Origin of the sequence: Tardiphaga sp., from assembly GCF_041424195.1 — a bacterium.
Taxonomy (GTDB): Bacteria; Pseudomonadota; Alphaproteobacteria; order Rhizobiales; family Xanthobacteraceae; genus Tardiphaga.
Window position 1 is genome coordinate 1 of sequence record NZ_JBGMOE010000155.1, and the last position, 19379, is coordinate 19379.

Here is a 19379-nt window from a genome sequence, read left to right on the forward strand (position 1 = left end):
AAAACTACTTTGCCAACGCCGGATACGCTTCAATAAAAACGTGAAACGCTCTAGGCGCCCGCTTCCACCGACCCACTGGTCATTCCGGGGCGCTCGCCGCAGGCGAGTGAACCCGGAAGCCCGGAATGTTCGGCGCTAAGCTATCCTATCGTCAGCCTGATCCCGTCATAGGCAGGCATCACACCCTCCGGCAGCATCTTGCGCACCGTCTCGTAATCCACATCCGCCGTCATGTTGGTGATCACCGTCCGCTTCGGCTTGAAGCGGTCGCGCCAGCGCAGCGCATCGCTGATGCTGAAATGGCTGGGATGCTGCGTGTAGCGCAGGCCGTCGACGATCCAGAGATCGAGACCTTCGAGCGCCGGCCAGCTCTCTTCCGGGATGTCGTTGAGATCAGGCGTATAGGCGGTGTTGCCGATCCGGTAGCCCAGCGCCGGTATGTTGCCATGCTGCACCAGGAACGCTGTCAGCGTCAGATCGCCGCCCTTCCCCGTGATGGTGCGGCTTTCGCCGGCTTCGATGTCGAGGCGATCGAGGATCGGCGGATAGTCGCTGCCCGGCGGGGATACGAAGCAGTAGCCGAAGCGCAGCATGATGTCGGTGGCCGTCGAGGCGTTCATATAGACGGGAATGCGCTTGCGGCGCTTCAGCACCACGGAGCGCAGATCGTCCATGCCGTGGGTCTGGTCCGCATGCTCATGCGTCAGGAACACCGCATCGATATCATCGACATCAGCATCGATGAGCTGCTCGCGCAGGTCCGGCGAGGTGTCGATCACCACACGCGTGACGCCCTCGGGTCCGATCCGTTCCGCCATCATCGAACAACGACGGCGACGGTTTTTTGGATTGGCGGGATCGCAGGCGCCCCAGCCCAGCGCCGGGCGCGGCACGCCCGCCGACGAGCCGCAGCCGAGGATGGTCAGCACCAATGTCATGCCGGCACGCCAGCGCCAGGTGCGCTCTCGGCAGGTACCTTGCTGAACAGGCGGAAGAAGTTTTCGGTGGTCTGCCGGGCCAGTTCTTCGAGCGACACGCCGCGGGTCTCCGCGAGCACCTTCGCCGTCTCGACGACATATGACGGTTCGTTGCGCTTGCCGCGCCATTTGCCGGGCGCCAGATAAGGCGCGTCGGTTTCGACCATGATGCGGTCGGCGGGAAGCTCAGCCGCGAGGTCGCGCAGCTCCTGCGATTTCTTGAAGGTGATGATGCCGGTGAACGAGATCGACAGGCCCATGTCGATGGCCTTCATCGCGAGCTCGCGTCCGCCGGTGTAGCAATGCAGAACAGCCTTGAACGCACCCTTGGCCATCTCGTCTTCGAGAATGATGCCGCACTGCTCATCCGCCTCACGGGTATGGATCACCAGCGGCAATCCGGTCGCGCGGGCCGCGGCGATATGGGCACGGAAGCCACGCTCCTGCGCCCCCGATGAGCCGTGCTCGTAGAAATTATCGAGACCGGCTTCGCCGAGCGCGATGACCTTGGGATGCCCGGTCAGTTCGATCAGCTCTTCTGCGGAAATGCCGTCTTCCTCGTCGGCATTGTGCGGATGAGTGCCGACCGAGCAATAGACATTCGGAAACCGCTCGGCGATCGCGAGCAGCGCCGGCAGGCGGCGCACGCGCGTCGAGATGGTCACGAGCTTGCCGACGCCTGCGGCTTCCGCACGCGCGACGATGCCGTCGAGGTCTTCGGCGAAGTCCGGGAAATCGAGGTGACAGTGACTATCGACAAGCATCACGCAAACTCAGCTCGCGGCCGCAGGCTCGACATAGCGCGGGAACACGCCGGTGGGCGTCGGCAGTTGCGTGCCCGGCTTGATGCGGGTTGCGATTGCCGTGAAGTTGCGTTCGCCCTCGGGGATACCGAGCACGTCGAGCAGCTTGGCGCAGGACGCCGGCATCACCGGCTGCGCCAGAATCGCAACCTGACGCACGACTTCCGCCGTGACGTAGAGCACCGTCGCCTGCTTCTTCGGATCGGTCTTGGCCAGCGCCCACGGCGCCTCGCCCGCGAAATAGCGGTTGGCTTCGGCAATCACAGCCCAGACCGCATTCAGCGCCTGATGGATCTGCTGCGTCGCCATCGCGGTACGTGCGAGCTCCAGCATGCCATCGGCCTGCGCCAGGATGGCCTTGTCGTTGTCGCTGAAGTCGCCGGGCTCCGGCAGCACGCCGCCATATTGCTTGGCGATCATCGACAGCGAGCGCTGCGCCAGATTGCCGAGATCGTTGGCGAGGTCGGCATTGGTCCGATTGACGATGGCTTCGTGATTGTAGCTGCCGTCCTGCCCGAACGAGACTTCGCGCATGAAGAAATAGCGCATCTGGTCGACGCCGTATTGCTGCGCCATGCCGATCGGATCGACCACGTTGCCGACCGACTTCGACATCTTCTCACCACGGTTGAGCAGGAAGCCGTGACTGAAAACGCGATGCGGGACATCGATCCCGGCAGCCATCAGGAAGGCAGGCCAGTACACCGCGTGGAAGCGAACAATATCCTTGCCGATCACATGCAGATTGGCCGGCCAGTATCGCTTGAAGCTCTCGCCATCGACATCGGGATAGCCGGCCGCGGTGATGTAGTTGGTGAGTGCGTCGATCCAGACATACATCACATGACCGGGCGCGCCCGGCACCTTGATGCCCCAGTCAAACGTGGTGCGCGAAATCGACAGGTCCTGCAGGCCGCCTTTGACGAAGCTCGTCACTTCGTTGAGGCGCTCGCGCGGCAATACGAAATCAGGAACACGCGCATACAGATCGAGCAGCTTGTCCTGGTAGGCGGACAGACGGAAGAAATAGGTTTCCTCCTCGGTCCATTCGACCGGCGAGCCGAGCGGCTCACGCCGGACACCATCGTCGCCAAGCGTTGTTTCCGCCTCGTCGAAATAGGCTTCCTGGCGAACCGAATACCAGCCGGCATATTTGTCGAGATAGATGGCGCCGGCCTTTTCCAGCGCGACCCAGAGCGCCTGCGAGGCGCGTTCGTGACGCGGCTCCGTCGTGCGAATGTAGTCGTCATAGGAAATGTTGAGCGCAGCATCCATCTCGCGAAAACGCGCAGAATTCCGGTCGGCCAGTTCGAGCGGTGTCAGGCCTTCCTTGACGGCGGTCTGCTGCATCTTCAGACCGTGCTCATCCGTTCCGGTCAGGAAACGGACATCGTAACCGTCGAGCCGCTGGAAGCGGGCAATCGTGTCGGTCGCCATGACCGTATAGGCATGACCGATATGCGGCACGCCGTTGGGATAGAAGATCGGCGTTGTCAGAAAATACGCCGGTCGGGTTGCATCGGTTGCAGATGTCATGGCTGACTTTACGGACCTTGAATAAGACGATCTTGGTGGAGCGCGGATTGGCGGAAACCAGTCTCGCAGCGATCAGCGCGTTGCTTCCGCGAGTAGTCCAAATACCGAGAAAACCAGCGGTTTTCGCTCGAGATTGTAGGATTCGGTCTCGCGCGCGGCTCGGTTGATCTTTTCCCATACCTCCGCCAGCCGCGCAAGGCGGGGCAGATTGGCGTTGGCATTGGCGTCATCGGCCCGCATGCGCTCGCCGATCCAGCGGTCGACACTGTCGACAAAGGCGCCGAGCGCGACACGGTCGCTGGTCCCCAGCGCATCGCCGAGGGCATGCAGCTCACGCGGATCGACATGGGGCAGCGTGTTCAGCAGCGATGCGGTGCGCTGGTGCAGTTTCAGCGCGCCGCCGCCCAGCAGATTCAGAGCGCGCGACACACTGCCTTCGGAGGCTTCGGCGACCTCTTTGAGCAAGGGATCGCTGCTTTCGATCTCGGCGGCCTGCGACGTGGCGCGGGTCACATCGCCGACGGAAAGCGGACGCAGTGCCAGCTTGCGACAGCGCGACTGGATGGTCGGCAACACGCGCGCCTGCGCATGCGTCACCAGCAGGAACAGCGAACGTAGCGGCGGCTCCTCGAGCACTTTCAGCAGCGCGTTGGCAGCGTTAGCGTTCAGCTCATCGACGGTATCGACGATGCAGACGCGCCAGCCCTCGACGGCGGCGGTCGAGCCGAAGAACGATACGGTCTCGCGGGTCTCATCGACGGTGATCACCGTCCGCATCACGCCCTTGTCGTTGAGCGAACGCTCCAGCGTCAGCAGGCCGCCATGGGATTCGGCGGCGACCTGGCGCACGATAGGATGCATCGGATCGAGCGCGAGCGACTCTGCCGCCTGGACCTGCGGCGATGCAGGGTCGCGGTGCGCCAGCACGAAACGCGCCATGCGATAGGCCAAGGTTGCCTTGCCGATACCCTGCGGGCCGCCGATCAGCCACGCATGCGGAATGCGCCCGCCGCGATAGGCATTGAGCAGCGTGGCCTCGGCGTCCTGATGGCCGAACAGCGCCGTCGTCTCGCGCGGATGCGGGACCGAGATCGTCTGCTCCGATGACTTTGCGCTCATGCCGGCGTGGCCTCTTGGTTCGACGGCGTCAGAAGGCGGCGGCGCAACACGCCCCAGATATTGTTCGATACGATCTTTGGATCTGCATCAGCGTCGATCAGCACGCAGCGTTGCGGTTCATCGGCTGCGATCTGCCGGAACGCATCACGCAGCCCCTGATGGAAGGCGATACCCTCGGCCTCGAACCTGTCGGGCACATCATTGCCGCGCCGCGCTGCTGCGCGCCGCATGCCGATCGACACCGGGATATCGAGAATGACCGTGAGATCGGGCTTGAGCCCTCCGATGGTGACGCGCTCCATCGCGTTGAGCAGTTCTGGCGAGACATGCCCGAGCCGGCCCTGATAGGCCCGCGTCGAATCCGAGAAGCGGTCGCACAGCACCCAGATGCCCTGCTCCAGCGCCGGCGCGATCACCGCGTGGACGTGATCGTCGCGCGCGGCGGCGAACAGCAGCGTCTCAGCTTCGGGCCCGAGCAGCTTGCCCATGCCCGACAGCACTACATGGCGGATGATCTCGGCGCCGGGCGAGCCGCCGGGCTCGCGGGTGACGATGACGCGTTTGCCTTCCGCCTCAAGCCTGTCGGCCAGAATTTTGATCTGGGTCGATTTGCCGGCGCCCTCGCCGCCTTCGAAAGTGACGAAGCGACCGCGCGGCGGCGGTGTCGTGGGCGTCTCCGTCATGTCAGAGCTTCTCGGCGCCGGCGCGGAACAGTCCGATCACCAGCTCGCCGGCACCATCGACGGCGCGCCGCATGGTCGATCCCGTGCTGACGGCGGCCGCCGTATAGAGCGGCGTCTCCACGGCAATATTGGCGCCGCGCCAGACCTTGATCACGCCGACCGGCTGGCCGGGTTCGACCGGCGCGCGCACCGGGCCCTGATAGACGATGCGTGCAATCAGCTTGTCGGTACCATTTTTCTGCACCATCACCTTGACCGGTTCCCGGGCCGAAAGCGCGACCGAGCGGCTCTCGCCGCCAAACACCTTGGCGAAGCCGATGGTCTGGTCGGCCGCGAACAGCGTGCGGGCCTCGAAATTCTTGAAACCCCACTCCAGCAGCTTCTTCGCTTCGGTCGCGCGATCGTCAGGATCGTCCAGACCGTTGATCACCACGATCAGTCGCATGCCGTCGCGAATGGCCGAGCCGACCATGCCGTAGCCACCATCCTTGGTGTAGCCGGTCTTGAAGCCGTCGGCGCCCTCGAACGTCGCCAACAACGGATTGCGGTTCTGCTGACGGATCTTGTTCCACGTGAATTCGCGTTCGCCGAACAGCTTGTAGAATTCGGGATAGGTGCGGACGATGTGGCGGGCGAGCACGCCAAGCTCGCGCACCGTCATCTTGTTGCCGGGGTCAGGCAGGCCATTCGAATTGGCGAAAGTGGATTTCGGCATCCCGAGCGCACGCGCTCGGGCCGTCATCTTCTCGGCGAAAGCCGCCTCACTGCCCGCGATGCCCTCGGCCAGGATCATGCAAGAGTCGTTGCCGCTCTGGATGATGGCGCCGCGCAGCAGATCGGCGACGGGCACGCGGCTGTTGATGGCGGCGAACATGGTCGACGCGCCGGCCGGCGCGCCGCCCTTGCGCCAGGAATTCTCGCTGACGCGATACTCGTCCGTGAGCTTGATGTCGCCGCGGGTCAGCGCGTCGAACACCAGCTCGACGGTCATCAGCTTCATCATGCTGGAGGGCGCGCGCAGCTCGTCGGCATTCTTCTCGAACAGCACGCTGCCGGAGCCGGCCTCGATCAGGATCGCGGTCGGCGCATCGGTGTCGTAGCCACCGTCCTCGACGACTTTCTTGGCGCCCTGCACGCTCTGGTTCGCAGCCTGCGCCGGACCGAGAGCGACGCTGAAAGCGACCAGGGCAGCCAGCAGCATACGCCAGCTCAGCGCGGCGAATTGCGGTCGTTTCAACGGGATAGAGCCAGATGCCATGTGCTGTCCTGAGTGCTCAGGTCTTAACAGGATCACCGGCGGCAAACAACGCGGCAAGGTGCAACGCACGTCAGGGCACCATGCTGCGCCCGTCACGATATCGGGAATGAAGGACGGACTTGCTTAGTAGAGGCCGCGGCCGGACAGAATGGCCTGGGCGCCGCGTGCATCGACGGTGCCGTCATCCGGCTCGGCAGGCGCAGCGTAAGCAGCATTGCTCTCATAGGAGACTGCGCGATGGTTCTCGGTCATCCGCGGCGCCGAGGCGGTCCGGATGCGGCTCGACGCCGACATTTCCGACGTGGAACGGATCGAGGCCATATCGGCCGGCGTATTGCCAAGCGAATACGGACGCCCTTCCGGCAGCGGGACGTCACGGGAGACAACGCGGCCGCCCTGCATATCGGGCACGAAGGAACGTGCCGATGCGACACGGACCAATGATGGCGACGGTGCGGGTTCGCCGGTACGCAGCGTGGCCACGAGCTGGCGATCGTCCGACCCTTCCAGCGGCGCGCGGCCGACATATTCGACGCGGACCTTGGCGGTGCCGTTGCCCTTGAATTCGAGCAGTTCGGCCGCCTTGTTCGAGACGTCGATCAGGCGGTTGCCGTGATACGGGCCGCGATCGTTGACACGCACGATCAGCGACTTGCCGTTATTGACGTTGGTGACGCGCGCATAGCTCGGTATCGGTAGCGTCGGATGGGCCGCCGTGAGCGAGGCCATGTCGAACACTTCACCATTGGCCGTCAGACGGCCGTGGAACGCGTCGCCATACCAGGATGCGATGCCTTCAGCGCGGTAATTGATGTTTTCTTCCGGCACATAGAGCTTGCCGGCGACGGTGTAGGGTTTGCCGACACGATAAGTGCCGCCGCCCTTGGGAACCGGCTCGCCCATCCCGACCACGCGGGGGCTGCTCGAAACGCCATATTTCGGATCGAGACGACTGAAGCTGGTGGAAGAGGACGAACAATTGGCCAACGCCAGACAGGCGCTGATGGCCGCTGCTGCCTGAACAGCCTGGCCGAGTCGATGTGACCCACGAATCCCCATACGCCCCAATACCATTCCAGCGGCCGCCTGCCCATATCCGGGCATCCCCACGGCCATAATCCCCGATGCGGCCCACTTCCGCATCAAGTGATGAATATATCGCAGCCGGATCGCGGCGAAAATGGGGAGAGGCCCGATATGGTAAACAGAGGATGTCGTATTTTGGCCCGTACAACGGGTAATCATCTCGCGCTGCACACACCGCGCGCGATCAATCGCGCCACTCGCGGCGGATATAGGGGCCGTACAGCACGTCCTGACGCCTGCGATAGACCTCCACCAGCAGGCAGCTGACACCGGCCACAGCACTCAGCAACACCAACGTCTCGATCACCACAAAGCCCCCCGGCATTTTCGTTGGGCACAGCAATATAGGGTGATTTTTAAAATCCCCGCCGCCGTTTGGTTTGAATTTGCAGCTCGCCGCTAACGGAGATTAATTTCCGCAGCCCGCCCCGGTCGATTTCAACTATTTGTTAGTTGAACGATCGCGCACGATCTTGATTTGATCGCAGAACGCGCCGACGGGATTCCTGGGCTGGATTCTGGCGGCAGGATTTTGGGGATGGAGATGGACGTTTCAAGGACGGACTGCGGCGGGATCACCGGTGCGGGAGAGTACAAGTTTCGCGATGGCCACCTGATCGTGACGCTCTACCAGATCGCGATCTGGGCCGAACATCCCGAAGCCATCTTCACCGTCGTCACATCGCGCTTCCACAACAGCATGAAGCTCTATGTGCTCGGGTCGTGGCGTCTTCCGGATGCAGCGCCGGGCGATCACCCGCCCGCTCCCGCTAGTGCGGAAGGAATGTCGCTGCATTGATGACGGTGACGACCGCGAAAGCCATTATCCACAGCGGCCAGACGGGCGCCTGCGTCTGCGGGGTGAACTGTCGGGGAACGCCGAAATTGCGTGCCATTGCCTGCTCCATTGCATCGACCGAACGACACGAATGTGAGCGTGCAATCTGTTAAAATTGCGTCGTGGCTCCGGTGACAATTTAGGCGCCCACGGCAAGCATGGCATCGGCGCGCGGCGCGTTCGTGGTGACGCGACGCGAGTTGGCAGCAAAGCAGGCACCATCGCGTGGTGACGTGGATGGCTGCCGACGATCATGCGCACATGCAGCCGGTAAGGTTGATCGGTTAGGTTAAGCCCGCAATTGCATTGACCGCACCGACAGCCCTGCTCAATTGCCGGCATGATCGACGATGACGACAGCTATGAGCTGAATGACCAGGGCATCAGGGTACTGATCGGACTGACCGTGGAGGAGACCGCGGAATTCATCCGCCTCGACGGCACCATCGGTCACGGCCGCCCGCCTGGGATCTCGCCCGAACAATGGGCCCATGCCGAAGACCGGCGCTGGCTCGAACTCTACCAGAAACACGAAAATGCGCGGCGGCCGTTCCTGCAGGGCGGCAAGACCAGGCATTGAACGCGCGCGGAAGTGCCACGCTCGCTGTTCCACAAATTAAAAGCCGCGCCAACCCGAAGGTTGACGCGGCCATGGCCGTTCTGTTGCAAGGTGGACCTACCCCGAACGGTTACGCCGCGAGGCGCACTTCGTTCATGCGAACGTTATCGTTTGCATTTAGGTTTTGACCCGATAACGGCGGTATCATGCCGAGCACAATTCTCAACTTCTTCGCGGCCATCGATCCTGTTTCGCCCCCGCCTGAGCAGCCCGTGCATTTCACCGTCCGGCGAAATCGATCTCACCTGGGTGAGATCGCGAGCTGCTGAGGTGGAGGCGCCGGGTACTGCCCCCGGGTCTGCCCGCAGTCCATTGAGAGGTTCAGCGCCATCGTCTTGCGACGAACCAGATATAGGCGCGATCTCAGGCGAAATCTAGGCTCGGTCCGCCCTGCTTTCCGGGCAGAATGCCGCTGGCCGCTAGGCCTTCTTGCCGGAACCCTTTTTGGTGGCGGTCTTTTTGGCAACGTTCTTGGCTACCTCTGCCTTGGCCGGCTTTCCTTTAGGTGCCCCTTTAGGTGCCTTGGTCTTTGCGGGTTTGACGTCGGCAACCGAAGCATCGACGGGCAGCAGGTCAGCGGCCTGAGGTCCTGAACCATGCGTCTCGACCGCCGGAACCTCGGCAGCCGGTTCCCCGGCAAGCTTCGCGATAGGCGCCTTCTTCGCCGCAGGCGCAGGCTTGCTCTCCGTGGCAGCAGCAGCCTTGCCCGCCTCCTTGATCAGTCGCTGCGCGGCCTCGAACTTGGCCTCGCGCATCGCACGCAAGGCGTCGGCGCGCGGTGTCGGGTTTGCCATGGTGGTCTCCGTCGTTCAGAATCGTCAGGCCTTGCTTAGCACGCCCACCCCGCCGGTACCGACCGCTCTTGAGAATCACCTGTCCCGCAGATTTCAGCGCCTGGCCGGCCATCCCGGCACAATCCTCTCTTTCCCTCGGCAGGCCGCTTTGCTAAGCGCTGTCCCACGACGGAAAGGTGGCCGAGTGGTTTAAGGCAGCGGTCTTGAAAACCGCCGTGCCTGCAAGGGTACCGTGGGTTCGAATCCCACCCTTTCCGCCAAATCGGCCCCCAATACATTGATTTGTCTACATTTTATAATTTGCATGGCTTCTTGCGCACGTTTCAAGGTGCACTCTGCAGGGTTCGCCGTCTTCATTGAACCTTCCCACCTGCCCTGTCGACTTCTGTTAGAATAACCCGCCGGTGAGAAGCTGACAGGCTTCCCCACAGTGGTCACGCTGGCCTATTCCCCAAGGTTGCACCCTGTGCTTCACTGACGTCGAACGGGGGCGAAGGTGGGCAAGGGACTTATCGCAATGGTCGGCGTCGCAATTGTCGGCGCCTATATGCTTGGTCGGAGTGATGCGCCAAAGCCTTCGGCGCCAGCAACTCAGTATTCGGCCCCGGTCGCTCTGTTCACTCCGCCCTCATCCGCCGCAAAGCCTTCCTCGCCCTCGGCTCCCCCCTTGCCCACGGCGACTAAGGCAACACAGACACAACAGCCACTCTCTCTCGCACCACCGGCGGTGCCCTCAGCTCCCGTACAAAGCGCGCCTGCGAAGCCGATCCCGACGGTAGACAATAAGCGAGCTACGGAGACATTCCTCACCGCAGCAGCGATCGCCGCGATCCTCGTCGCGGCGAGCCGCCAAGCTTACTATTCCGGCGGTCGCCCGTGTGCGTGCCCTGATGATCGAATGCGCAACGGCCGCTCTTGCGGATCTCGGAGCGCCTACTCGCGTCCGGGCGGAGCAGCGCCGCTTTGCTACCCGCACGATGTGACCGCCGCAATGATCGAGCAATATCGCGGCAGAACTGCTTCACGATAAGAAAGCTTGAACGGAGCAGTTCTTCAGTGCCCAACTTTGTCAGGACTTCAGCATGACTGGCGACATCTTCACCAAACCAATAACACACATCACATTCTCCGATATTAGCGAGTTGGTAGAACGAGAAACTGAAGAAGGAGTAAGATTAGAGTTCAAGCGCTCGCTATCTACGAACGACGGTCGACCGGACCGCTGGATGGTAGACCAGAAATCAGTGGGAAACGCTGCTCGCGACGATATCGCAAAGGAAATAGTCGCCTTTGCCAATGCCTACGGTGGGGTTTTGATACTGGGAGTCGAAGAGAGCGACGATACGCCTCGAAGAGCTAAGGCAATCTTCGAACCGTACATTCCTCGCGTATCTGATTGCGCGGAACGGTTGGAGCAGGCCCTGCGAAGCATTGTCGATCCGCCGCTACTCTCCCTTGAAGTAAGGGGCGTGGAGGCCGAAGATGGAAATGGCGTGATCGTGTTGCGCGTGGGATCCTCTCCATCGGCGCCGCACGGTGTTGGGCGACCACCCAGCGCCTTCGTGCGGAGGAGTGCAAGTTCAGAGCCTCTTACTATGCGTGACATGCAATCGATGTTCTACGAGCGACGCGCTCGTCTAGAACGAGTGACTGCTATTATCGAAAATCAATCGGAGCGCGCCAAAAATCTCGCGGGCGACTGGCAGCGCGGCGTTCTGAGACAACCGGACTCCAACACGAATATGCTCGGCACCAATGGCCTGTTGTTCCAGCTTTCTTTCGTCAGCTCGGACGACATGGCTATCGATAATTTGCCAGACCTCGTGACAGAAAAGCCGAAACGATTACCGGTGCTGTCGCTAAACAGCCTAGTCGATGTCCCAGCCTGGACAAATCAATGGAAACGCAAATACCGAACGCTCTCATTTTCGAGTGGATACACGGGAAAGCGTTCGGAGGTAGAGGTGCGCGCCGACGGAGTCATTACGATGTCGATTGTTTGCGAAGACGCACGACTGCACCCGTCTTGGTTCAATGCAATTATTGCGCATGGATTTGTATTGTCAGAGTGGCTGCGCCGATTCCATGGGCGCCCGGATATTGATTTCGTTTTGACAGGCAGCTTTCACAAAGCGGGCAACCCGGCCGTGCCCTCACACAATGGCGCCTTTGAAACTTTTGTTGAGATACCTTGGAATCAAGTCAAGCTAGGCCCGTATTCAGTCGGGAGCCGTAGCCAATTCCCCGCCGCCTTCGATGTTATTGAGCGAGAGGTATTCGACCTCTTTGGCTCCTTTCGATCATCAAAGCTGAATGTGGAGTGGGACTTAGCTTTCGGAGATGCCGGGCTATAACATTTCTACGCAAGTCAGGACTTTACGAACCTTCTTCTCACTCAGTGAAAACCCTCCGGATCGCTCCGGCGGGTCTTTTTAACGAGCGACATCGAGCCTGATGACTTAAGGCTTACATATCTCGCGCGGCATCGTCCCAAAGACGATCATACAGCGCTTCAAGGTTCTTCGCTGCATCCGCAGCCTGCCCCACGACGAATATAGCTAGATCAGTAGCTTCATAGTTGGGGACCTCGATGTATTCGCCCCCCGAGCATCGCAGATCACCCACCGCGCTATGAAGTTGGTTCACCGCAAGTCGGGTATGTCTCGCAAGATCACGCAGATCTGGCTCGAGAGCACTAAACGCGCGACACATTCTTGTGTTGTCGACGCCGGCGCTGTCCTTCGTGGCCGGCGCATCGCGGTTCAATATGCGCAGCGTCTTGGCCGCCTTGATCAGGACGAGTTCGATCCAATCTTTAGGATCCTCTTCATCCGGCGTCTGCTTGACGCGTTCAGGCCACAAATGCCCTTGTTCTATGCGTTCGCCGGCGTATGCCATCAACGCAGCCAATTCCGATAAACTGCAGATGGGTGCATTCAGCATAGCCAGCGCTATTTCGTCCGCATGGTTGAAGCAATTGTTGAATGAGTGGCAAGCTGCGGTCCATCGCGGATCGTCGGTAGCGACCTCGGTGACAACACGGCAATGGAGGTCGCCTTGCCGACGATCCGCCGGTATCGTCTCCTCCATATCGCTGTAGCGGTGCAAAGCAACGTCCGTGGCGGCAATTGCGGCTTTGTGGTCATTGATCAATTGAAGGATCGTCCTGCCCTTCGGCGTGATCTTTTTGGCGTTTGCGGTGATCGCAGCAGCGCTCGTCATCATATTCATGGATGATCTCCCTCTCATTTTTGCACCGTGGAGAAAGTCGCGGAGCCGGCAGCCGGTTCGATCTTCTTCGGCGAGGTCTGGGCTGCGCTTGGCCGACTATCTGGAATCAAGGGCGCCTGGCACGATGGGAACGCGCCTGGGGCGCTGGTGGGCTCCGCACGCGGCGGAAACGTGGGTCTAGCTAGGGTCATGGCGGGATGCTTTCGTCGCGGCTTATCAAGGCCGTTTCGCCGGTGTCAGACCGGCAGCCGGGAGTTGATAACCTGCGAAAGCTACAGGCGACGGCGCCTTTAAGGGTTTCCCCTCTGGACATAGCGCGGCCCTCCCGGCCATAATGGCCAGGTTGGGGCGCACGCTAGCGCGCCTCACGGTCAACCGCCGCCCAAACGCTGCCAGGCGTTCAGGCAATTCCTGCCAGGGAATCGCGGTCTATAGCTTTCGCAGGGTTATCAAGCCCGACCGCTATGCTCATCTGATTTGGTTAAAAAGTCTATCCCCTCTTGGGGGCGCTTTGGGACCAGCGATGCATGTGGATCGCATTGCAGGGGTCTGACAAGTGAGCCGTAACGGTTCGAGCAACCCTACCTTCTCCGTTTTGGATTTGCCATGGGATGATCCATGGTTGACCGGAAACCAAGAGGTCAGTGATGGATATGAAAGCCCAAATCGACAAACTGCGCAGACGGCAACGTCCGGACGCAGAAGGTAAATCGATAGAACACGTCAACGCGATCGCCCGGCAGATTGACCTCGGAGACACCCAAAAGTATCTGGACCAGCAGGATGAGTGGTTGGAAGTGGACCTCCCTGCGATGAAGTTGTAACCCGGCCAGATAACTCTTGATGGCATTGACAGCTGGCTAGTGATGTGGCGCGACTTCGAGCGAGTTTTTTGCTTTAGTCGTGCTTCAAACCGTACTGAATATAAACTTTTTCCATCCGCTGCATGTATCTAGGCTTGAAACAAGCCTGCACCCACAAGCTGGATAAGCCGTAGTTCGCGCAGATCAGATCGTAATCCAAATTAGCACCGTATTTGTTGCTCAAATAGCGGCGGCGCGGCAGCGGGCACATCACTTCTATTGCTGTTAACAGAGCCAGCATTTCGACTCCGAAAGCGTGAAGCTCATAATCCGGTTCTTCGTCTCCGCTGAAAAGCGAGAATGCGGTTACAAGATCATCAAGACCTTCTTCGCTTACGGCGTGCGCTCCATCTGGGGCTTCTAGCGAATGGCAAAGCTCTTTAACTACTACCAAGCATTTTGCAGCATCATCGAGATGCAGCGCGTACCTTACCTCAACGTTACTTTCGTCTGGAAGATAAGCGCCGGGAATATGGTTGAATCGTCGAAAGGAGCCGAGAATCGGATTAGTCACGGGCACGTCATATCCGACGAACCTGACGTTATCGACGCCGGTCATCATGATAACGATGTTCGCGAACATCTCGATATCCTGAATGCCCTTTGGGTGGGACTTCAGGATCTCTCCCATCACTGTTGTCGCGGATTTTAGCATCTGCCCACTAATCTCAGCTCAAAAAAAAGGCGGGCTAAAAGCCCGCCTTTGCATACGTTTTAAATCTGTCACGCGTCAAGGCGCGGGGCGTTTCCATTCCAACCCGAATGTTTCACGCACTTACCGGCATCGATCGCTTCTTCGATTTCATTCATGGCAGCAAAGATTTCTTCCGGCTCAAAGGCACGAGTTGGGTGGAAGAAAAACTTTAGGTCTACCAGCCCAGCAGCGCGATCCTTTGCAAGCCGAGTCATGAACTTTTCACGCTCGGTCATCTGCAGTCTCCTTTATATTTCGCCACGATCGGCGAGTCACAACGTGCATATAGGGCGTTAGTTGCGGTTGAAGCAGGGTTCGTTCATGGCGTCAACGTGGCGGAATGGACGAAACAATATAACCCAAACGTTAACACGACATAAATTGCATGCTATTTCAACGACTTGCAAGTCTTCACCACACATACAAAAAATTTGGTATTGGGTGCCGCCGCCTCAGGCCCTGTAGGCTCAAGCGGACCTGACTACGTCAGGCTCGCAAGCGAGGCTTGAGCCTACAGGGCCTGAGCTCAGGTGTCAACTTATATTCCTATCTGGTGTCATCTACCCGAATAACATGGCAATTACGCGAGGACGTGCAGTCGATTGGGGTGAGGTTGATAGCCTCCTCCCGGCGCCGCAGCCGCTAGACTGCTGGAAATCGCCAAGACGCTACAGGTTGACCAGGGACGGATGTCGATAGGCGAATGGAACGGAACCTTCCTGAGGGGGGGGCGCCGGCAACGTCGCCGAGTACACCGCCGGACGTGACAAGCTCATCGCCGACGGCGTCATCTGCATGCATGAGTGCGGCGGGTTCATCATGTGGAAGAGTCCCGATCATGGGATACTCTCCGAAGCATGAAAAAGCCTCTGAGCCCTCGAAGTGCAAAGACGGTCGACGCCCTAATAGGCAAACGCATTCGCGAAATCCGCGCTGAGAAGGGACTTAGCCAGGCCGACTTGGGTCAGGCCGTCGGCGTGTCCTTCCAGCAGATCCAGAAATACGAGCGCGCCACAAACCGGATAAGCGCCAGCACGCTCTTTGCGATCTGTCAGTTCCTCGATTATCCGATCGAGAAGATGTTCGCTGACCCAGCGCCTGCCCCGAAACGACCCACAAAGCGCTAACCTTTCTCGTCCCCAATTTGTGTAAGGAAGCCAGCCTCACCTAATGGATAAGGTGTCGCCCCTTGCTCTCTAGCTCTGGTTGCGCTTGGATCTGTGGGGCGTATCGTCGCGAACTAATTACCGACCCACGGAGAGGCTTTTATGAAGACCTTGGAAGAGAGAGCTAGAGAGCAGCGAGAAGCGGCCGCGAGCGATATGCAGTCAGCGGTCGATAAGCTTGGCCGCGAAGTAATTGCCGCGCAGGAATTTGGCGACGACGCATCAAGGTTTGCGGCGAGCGTTGGTAAGCGAATCGAAACGATGCTTGATGGCGCAAAGGTGAAGCTGAGGGACCGAGCTGGAAAAACTCACACCGTTGTCTTCGAATCGCCTTCACCGGACGACTTAGTATTTCTTATTACGAACGATGCATCGGGCAACATGGTCGAAATGACCGAGGATGGAATGCTAGACGCCACCCTCGCTTGGATACGAGGGGCCCCCGCCGGCTAACAATCTGCAAGCAGGAATCTTGGCCAAGCGGTACTGGTTTCATCTGACGAGCACATAATGCAAGATCGAAACTGGCCGGGCATCGCGACCGCCGTCGCCATCCTTTGGATACTATCGACAATTATTTGGCTGGGCATTGCCGGCCCGGTTTGGCATGCCACAGCAAGCGGAAATGCCGATCCTTGGATAGGCTTCGCAGGCAACGCATTGGGCGCGGGCGTTTCATTACTAGCCGCAATTGTTGCGGGCATTGCTGCCTATCGGACAGTCGTTCCAATGCAGCGTCAGCTTGGCGAACTAGTCCGCCAGAACAATTTCGACCATTATGATAGACTCAGAGCGCGCGTCGCTTTTCTAATTCAACTGAATCACCTTGTGCAGCGGGTGAATGCAAACTTAGAGGTGATGGATCGATCCTTTGCTTTGTCTGGCTTAGGTGCGACGGCCGGCCGGGAAACGGCGTTTGCGCGGTTGGACCAGAGCGTCGAGCGCCTCGTTGCGGATCGGTCACAGGTATGGGGCGATCAGAACGCTCAGTCGCTCGTAAGATACTTCGTTGATCGGTCCATGGAGGCCACGACTGTCGTAAGATCTTCATTACCGGGCGGAAACACGGCTGAGTTCAGTATAGACCGTTGGCAGAAAGCGAAGGGAAATGCATTCCAAGGCGGCGTCGCAGTATATTTTCGGGTAGAGCACGAGATACGTTTGTTGTCTTCTGAAATCTCGAGATTAGAACCGACCATCTTGGGTATCGCTCCAGTCCCCCAATTTTGGGCCGGCGATTATCCCGGGCCTGAACGCTTGACCGCTATGTATGCGGACAGATCAAACCCTCTTGAAAACGATGAAACGTCGGTGCTGCGCTAAGGCAGCACCAATGGTGCGATACCCATAAAATCGAAATTTGAACATGCTCGAATTCGCCTACGCCCTACTGATCCAGTACCCCAATCAGAACTGGAGAGACGAACTAGCGCGCGCCCCCATCTACGAGTCTCTCACTGAGTGCGAGGCGATGAAAGCTAAGGTTGATGAAAGTTCGAATGCTTTAGGACGAACGGGCACCTTCTGTATTGTCATGCGCCCCAGCCGAAAGAAGTAGATGCGGGCCGGTACCGCTAAGGCCGCACCGTCACAAGGGCAGCGATGGCCATGGCGTATTTCCTGTATAAGAGGGGTGTGATAACTGCTCGGCCAAGGCACGCGGTTCGCGCGTCGTGTTTCAGCGGAGCATCGGGGGCGTTAAACGATGAAGGTCATTTCCGATCTCGACGAACTTGACCGGCATCTTGTGCGGCTGGAGGACGCCCGGCGCGTTTCGGACGCTAGACTGCGGGAAGAGTTCGACGGATTCTGCATGGAGTTTCCGCCTCCGAAGGTTGAGGACCCGGACAGCGAAGAATATCGAAACGAGCAATTCGCGATCTACGAAAAGATTGCCGGAAAGACCTATTCGACTGACAACGAAATTACGTCATTCGATCCCATGAAGTCTGCGGACATTCCCTTTCCTTACGTCACTCAGGGGTGGGAAGTGATCGGCGACCACTTAATGGGAGTCGGTTTCATCATCAAATGCATGAAACTGCCGACCGGATCTTCGGTCCTTGAATTTGGACCCGGATGGGGTAACACGAGTATAGCATTGGCACGGTCAGGTTATGACGTTACCTGCATCGAGATTGAGAAGAACTTTGTAGCGCTGATCAAAGAGCGTGCGCGTCGGAAATCGCTAAATCTCAGCGTAGTTCAAGGCGACTTCCTCGACGCCGAAAAGCTTGGGCGCAAGTTCGACGCCATACTTTTCTTCGAATGCTTCCACCACTGCGCCAGACACAATGACCTTCTCGATATGCTCGATGAGCTGGTCAACCCAGGCGGCATAGTGGTGTTTGCTGCCGAGCCGATCACTGATGCCTTCCATGCTCCGTGGGGCATCAGATCAGACGGTCAAACGCTTTGGGCTATCCGGAATTTCGGATGGCTTGAGCTCGGCTTTACGGAAACGTACTTCCGTAAAAGCCTCAATCGACGTGGATGGGCCGTCGAAAGGCGCCATTGCCCGGAAACAAGCATCGGCACCGTCTATATTGCCAGGCGCGAAATCGAAACCGAGCTCAAAACTGAGCGATATCCAACTTTGCTAAAGATTCTGAGAGGGTTGCACCGCAGATTGGGTACGCTCATTGCGCGGATCGATCACTAGCTCGTCATCAGGGCAGAACCGCAACGACACACTCGGCAATCAATGTCGGCTGCACGTTTGTGAACGGCGTGCTGGTTCCGCCTTGTGCGTTTCCGGAAAAAGATGATGCGAGTCCCCATAGACTTGGCTGCACAAGGAAGCTGTCGGTAGGAACGACGGGCAATTGCTGCGCACCGCCGCCACTGCTGGCCGATGTAAAGCCAGTCCCGGCATAGAACGTCTGCCCGCTATTAAACACGGTCGAAACCGACCCGCTCGGCGTATAGGGCGGCAGATTTCCAACGCCGAGCGTCGTGCTCTTTCCTCCTTGCGTCGAGGTCATTGCCGTCGCGTTATCCAGCCGGCCAGGCACTGAACCGATCGTGCCCTCACGACCCGCCATCACTCGCCCTTGGCAATCAGGAACACCAATGGTCGTGGAGTCTCCACCATTGCCGTATCCAGGGATAATAACCCGAACGGTCTGCGACCCGCTGGTCGTTGCGGTCTTGTCCATCGTGATGGTCGACGACGTTACGCTGACGATCGTCGTTCCGGATTGGATCCCGGTCCCCTCTACCGGCATGCCAGCGCCGAGGCCGGCCGTATTCGACACTGATGTAATCGTGGCATTTCCAGAAGTCAGCGTCGCGGTTTGCGCCCTTGTGGCGGCCGCGAAGTAATCTGGATAACTCGCCCGGGAGATTGCCTGCCCGGCGCCATACACCGACTTGGCGGGCACAACACCGTAAAAGCCGTACTGGACAGTACCTAGTGCCACAGCTGGATTAGTGACGCTGCTGCCGTCGATCTTGTCGACGCGCAGGCGCCAGTTACCGGACCCGAGATGCAACGCCTCCACGAGATCGCCAGCCGCCGCAGTGTAATCCCGCTGCGCTGGCAGGATCATGCTGGTGGCGTTGTACGAGATCGGCGTAGCACTGTTAAAGATGAGCTTCTTGCTCACCCCGACGGCGCAGGTTGACCCGAAACTGTTGATCGGCGTGGTGCCGGTGATGACCTGCACGGCTGCTGGAGCCGCGCAAATGTCGGTCGTCGTGTTGGCGGTGA

20 protein-coding genes, 1 tRNA gene and 1 other RNA gene are annotated in these 19379 nt (G+C 59.3%); 9 read left to right on the forward strand and 13 right to left on the reverse strand.

The window, feature by feature from the left end; genetic code table 11:
• Positions 1–140: 140 nt before the first annotated feature.
• From ACEK02_RS19755 to ACEK02_RS19785, 7 genes are all read right to left on the reverse strand, one after another.
• Complete coding sequence (locus ACEK02_RS19755; protein WP_371423266.1) at positions 141–938, reverse strand: MBL fold metallo-hydrolase; 798 nt, start codon at positions 936–938, stop codon at positions 141–143.
• A complete protein-coding gene (locus tag ACEK02_RS19760) occupies positions 935–1741 on the reverse strand; it encodes a TatD family hydrolase (RefSeq protein WP_371423267.1) in 807 nt (268 codons plus the stop codon). The genes ACEK02_RS19755 and ACEK02_RS19760 overlap by 4 nt, the downstream gene beginning before the upstream one ends.
• 9 nt (positions 1742–1750) lie before the next feature.
• Positions 1751–3316, reverse strand: coding sequence for a methionine--tRNA ligase (gene metG, locus ACEK02_RS19765; RefSeq protein WP_371423268.1), 1566 nt, complete (start codon positions 3314–3316; stop codon positions 1751–1753).
• Positions 3317–3388: 72 nt separating this feature from the next.
• Positions 3389–4435, reverse strand: a complete 1047-nt coding sequence (locus ACEK02_RS19770) for a DNA polymerase III subunit delta' (protein WP_371423269.1) — start codon at positions 4433–4435, stop codon at positions 3389–3391.
• A complete protein-coding gene (tmk, locus tag ACEK02_RS19775) occupies positions 4432–5118 on the reverse strand; it encodes a dTMP kinase (RefSeq protein WP_371423270.1) in 687 nt (228 codons plus the stop codon). The genes ACEK02_RS19770 and tmk overlap by 4 nt, the downstream gene beginning before the upstream one ends.
• Before the next feature lies 1 nt (position 5119).
• Positions 5120–6319: a D-alanyl-D-alanine carboxypeptidase family protein gene (locus ACEK02_RS19780; protein WP_371423322.1), complete on the reverse strand. Its 1200-nt coding sequence runs from the start codon at positions 6317–6319 to the stop codon at positions 5120–5122.
• Between the two features lie 180 nt (positions 6320–6499).
• Positions 6500–7435: a septal ring lytic transglycosylase RlpA family protein gene (locus tag ACEK02_RS19785; RefSeq protein WP_371423323.1), complete on the reverse strand. Its 936-nt coding sequence runs from the start codon at positions 7433–7435 to the stop codon at positions 6500–6502.
• Between the two features lie 571 nt (positions 7436–8006).
• Here ACEK02_RS19785 and ACEK02_RS19790 point away from each other — a divergent pair.
• Together ACEK02_RS19790 and ACEK02_RS19795 are read left to right on the forward strand one after the other, a co-directional pair.
• Positions 8007–8261 (forward strand): hypothetical protein, encoded by a 255-nt coding sequence (locus tag ACEK02_RS19790; RefSeq protein WP_371423271.1) that lies wholly within the window; start codon positions 8007–8009, stop codon positions 8259–8261.
• Positions 8262–8640: 379 nt separating this feature from the next.
• Positions 8641–8880: a hypothetical protein gene (locus tag ACEK02_RS19795; protein WP_371423272.1), complete on the forward strand. Its 240-nt coding sequence runs from the start codon at positions 8641–8643 to the stop codon at positions 8878–8880.
• A 67-nt stretch (positions 8881–8947) separates the two neighbouring features.
• Here ACEK02_RS19795 and ssrA read toward each other — a convergent pair.
• Both ssrA and ACEK02_RS19805 read right to left on the reverse strand, forming a co-directional pair.
• Positions 8948–9300, reverse strand: a transfer-messenger RNA (tmRNA) gene (gene ssrA, locus ACEK02_RS19800).
• Between the two features lie 38 nt (positions 9301–9338).
• Positions 9339–9713, reverse strand: coding sequence for a hypothetical protein (locus tag ACEK02_RS19805; RefSeq protein WP_371423273.1), 375 nt, complete (start codon positions 9711–9713; stop codon positions 9339–9341).
• Positions 9714–9883: 170 nt separating this feature from the next.
• On the opposite strand from ACEK02_RS19805, the gene ACEK02_RS19810 reads away from it, so the two are divergent.
• Both ACEK02_RS19810 and ACEK02_RS19815 read left to right on the forward strand, forming a co-directional pair.
• Positions 9884–9973: transfer RNA gene (locus ACEK02_RS19810), tRNA-Ser, on the forward strand.
• Between the two features lie 822 nt (positions 9974–10795).
• Positions 10796–12067: a helix-turn-helix domain-containing protein gene (locus ACEK02_RS19815; RefSeq protein ID WP_371423274.1), complete on the forward strand. Its 1272-nt coding sequence runs from the start codon at positions 10796–10798 to the stop codon at positions 12065–12067.
• A gap of 112 nt (positions 12068–12179) precedes the next feature.
• Here the strand turns inward: ACEK02_RS19815 and ACEK02_RS19820 are convergent, their stop codons facing one another.
• Positions 12180–12944 (reverse strand): hypothetical protein, encoded by a 765-nt coding sequence (locus tag ACEK02_RS19820; RefSeq protein ID WP_371423275.1) that lies wholly within the window; start codon positions 12942–12944, stop codon positions 12180–12182.
• 647 nt (positions 12945–13591) lie between these two features.
• Here ACEK02_RS19820 and ACEK02_RS19825 point away from each other — a divergent pair.
• Positions 13592–13768: a hypothetical protein gene (locus tag ACEK02_RS19825; RefSeq protein WP_371423276.1), complete on the forward strand. Its 177-nt coding sequence runs from the start codon at positions 13592–13594 to the stop codon at positions 13766–13768.
• 73 nt (positions 13769–13841) lie between these two features.
• Here ACEK02_RS19825 and ACEK02_RS19830 read toward each other — a convergent pair whose 3' ends face one another.
• Together ACEK02_RS19830 and ACEK02_RS19835 are read right to left on the reverse strand one after the other, a co-directional pair.
• A complete protein-coding gene (locus ACEK02_RS19830; protein ID WP_371423277.1) occupies positions 13842–14438 on the reverse strand; it encodes a hypothetical protein in 597 nt (198 codons plus the stop codon).
• A 92-nt stretch (positions 14439–14530) separates the two neighbouring features.
• A complete protein-coding gene (locus tag ACEK02_RS19835; RefSeq protein WP_371423278.1) occupies positions 14531–14737 on the reverse strand; it encodes a hypothetical protein in 207 nt (68 codons plus the stop codon).
• Between the two features lie 621 nt (positions 14738–15358).
• Here ACEK02_RS19835 and ACEK02_RS19840 point away from each other — a divergent pair.
• The 4 genes from ACEK02_RS19840 (at position 15359) to ACEK02_RS19855 (ending at position 18329) form a co-directional block, all read left to right on the forward strand.
• A complete protein-coding gene (locus ACEK02_RS19840; protein WP_371423279.1) occupies positions 15359–15628 on the forward strand; it encodes a helix-turn-helix domain-containing protein in 270 nt (89 codons plus the stop codon).
• A gap of 141 nt (positions 15629–15769) precedes the next feature.
• Positions 15770–16120, forward strand: a complete 351-nt coding sequence (locus ACEK02_RS19845; RefSeq protein ID WP_371423280.1) for a hypothetical protein — start codon at positions 15770–15772, stop codon at positions 16118–16120.
• 57 nt (positions 16121–16177) lie between these two features.
• Positions 16178–16990, forward strand: coding sequence for a hypothetical protein (locus ACEK02_RS19850; RefSeq protein WP_371423281.1), 813 nt, complete (start codon positions 16178–16180; stop codon positions 16988–16990).
• Between the two features lie 382 nt (positions 16991–17372).
• A complete protein-coding gene (locus tag ACEK02_RS19855) occupies positions 17373–18329 on the forward strand; it encodes a class I SAM-dependent methyltransferase (protein ID WP_371423282.1) in 957 nt (318 codons plus the stop codon).
• 7 nt (positions 18330–18336) lie between these two features.
• On the opposite strand, the gene ACEK02_RS19860 is transcribed toward ACEK02_RS19855, so the two are convergent.
• Positions 18337–19379 (reverse strand): hypothetical protein (locus tag ACEK02_RS19860; RefSeq protein WP_371423283.1); only part of this gene is annotated, 1043 nt, incomplete at its 5' end.

What these genes read in the sequence shown, in the direction of transcription:
- ACEK02_RS19755 (WP_371423266.1), bottom strand. Translation starts at nt 938, where the DNA reads ATGACATTGGTGCTGACCATCCTCGGCTGCGGCTCGTCGGCGGGCGTG.
- ACEK02_RS19760 (WP_371423267.1), bottom strand. Translation starts at nt 1,741, where the DNA reads ATGCTTGTCGATAGTCACTGTCACCTCGATTTCCCGGACTTCGCCGAA.
- metG (WP_371423268.1), bottom strand. Translation starts at nt 3,316, where the DNA reads ATGACATCTGCAACCGATGCAACCCGACCGGCGTATTTTCTGACAACG.
- ACEK02_RS19770 (WP_371423269.1), bottom strand. Translation starts at nt 4,435, where the DNA reads ATGAGCGCAAAGTCATCGGAGCAGACGATCTCGGTCCCGCATCCGCGC.
- tmk (WP_371423270.1), bottom strand. Translation starts at nt 5,118, where the DNA reads ATGACGGAGACGCCCACGACACCGCCGCCGCGCGGTCGCTTCGTCACT.
- ACEK02_RS19780 (WP_371423322.1), bottom strand. Translation starts at nt 6,319, where the DNA reads ATGCTGCTGGCTGCCCTGGTCGCTTTCAGCGTCGCTCTCGGTCCGGCG.
- ACEK02_RS19785 (WP_371423323.1), bottom strand. Translation starts at nt 7,435, where the DNA reads ATGGGGATTCGTGGGTCACATCGACTCGGCCAGGCTGTTCAGGCAGCA.
- ACEK02_RS19790 (WP_371423271.1), top strand. Translation starts at nt 8,007, where the DNA reads ATGGACGTTTCAAGGACGGACTGCGGCGGGATCACCGGTGCGGGAGAG.
- ACEK02_RS19795 (WP_371423272.1), top strand. Translation starts at nt 8,641, where the DNA reads ATGATCGACGATGACGACAGCTATGAGCTGAATGACCAGGGCATCAGG.
- ACEK02_RS19805 (WP_371423273.1), bottom strand. Translation starts at nt 9,713, where the DNA reads ATGGCAAACCCGACACCGCGCGCCGACGCCTTGCGTGCGATGCGCGAG.
- ACEK02_RS19815 (WP_371423274.1), top strand. Translation starts at nt 10,796, where the DNA reads ATGACTGGCGACATCTTCACCAAACCAATAACACACATCACATTCTCC.
- ACEK02_RS19820 (WP_371423275.1), bottom strand. Translation starts at nt 12,944, where the DNA reads ATGAATATGATGACGAGCGCTGCTGCGATCACCGCAAACGCCAAAAAG.
- ACEK02_RS19825 (WP_371423276.1), top strand. Translation starts at nt 13,592, where the DNA reads ATGGATATGAAAGCCCAAATCGACAAACTGCGCAGACGGCAACGTCCG.
- ACEK02_RS19830 (WP_371423277.1), bottom strand. Translation starts at nt 14,438, where the DNA reads ATGGGAGAGATCCTGAAGTCCCACCCAAAGGGCATTCAGGATATCGAG.
- ACEK02_RS19835 (WP_371423278.1), bottom strand. Translation starts at nt 14,737, where the DNA reads ATGACCGAGCGTGAAAAGTTCATGACTCGGCTTGCAAAGGATCGCGCT.
- ACEK02_RS19840 (WP_371423279.1), top strand. Translation starts at nt 15,359, where the DNA reads ATGAAAAAGCCTCTGAGCCCTCGAAGTGCAAAGACGGTCGACGCCCTA.
- ACEK02_RS19845 (WP_371423280.1), top strand. Translation starts at nt 15,770, where the DNA reads ATGAAGACCTTGGAAGAGAGAGCTAGAGAGCAGCGAGAAGCGGCCGCG.
- ACEK02_RS19850 (WP_371423281.1), top strand. Translation starts at nt 16,178, where the DNA reads ATGCAAGATCGAAACTGGCCGGGCATCGCGACCGCCGTCGCCATCCTT.
- ACEK02_RS19855 (WP_371423282.1), top strand. Translation starts at nt 17,373, where the DNA reads ATGAAGGTCATTTCCGATCTCGACGAACTTGACCGGCATCTTGTGCGG.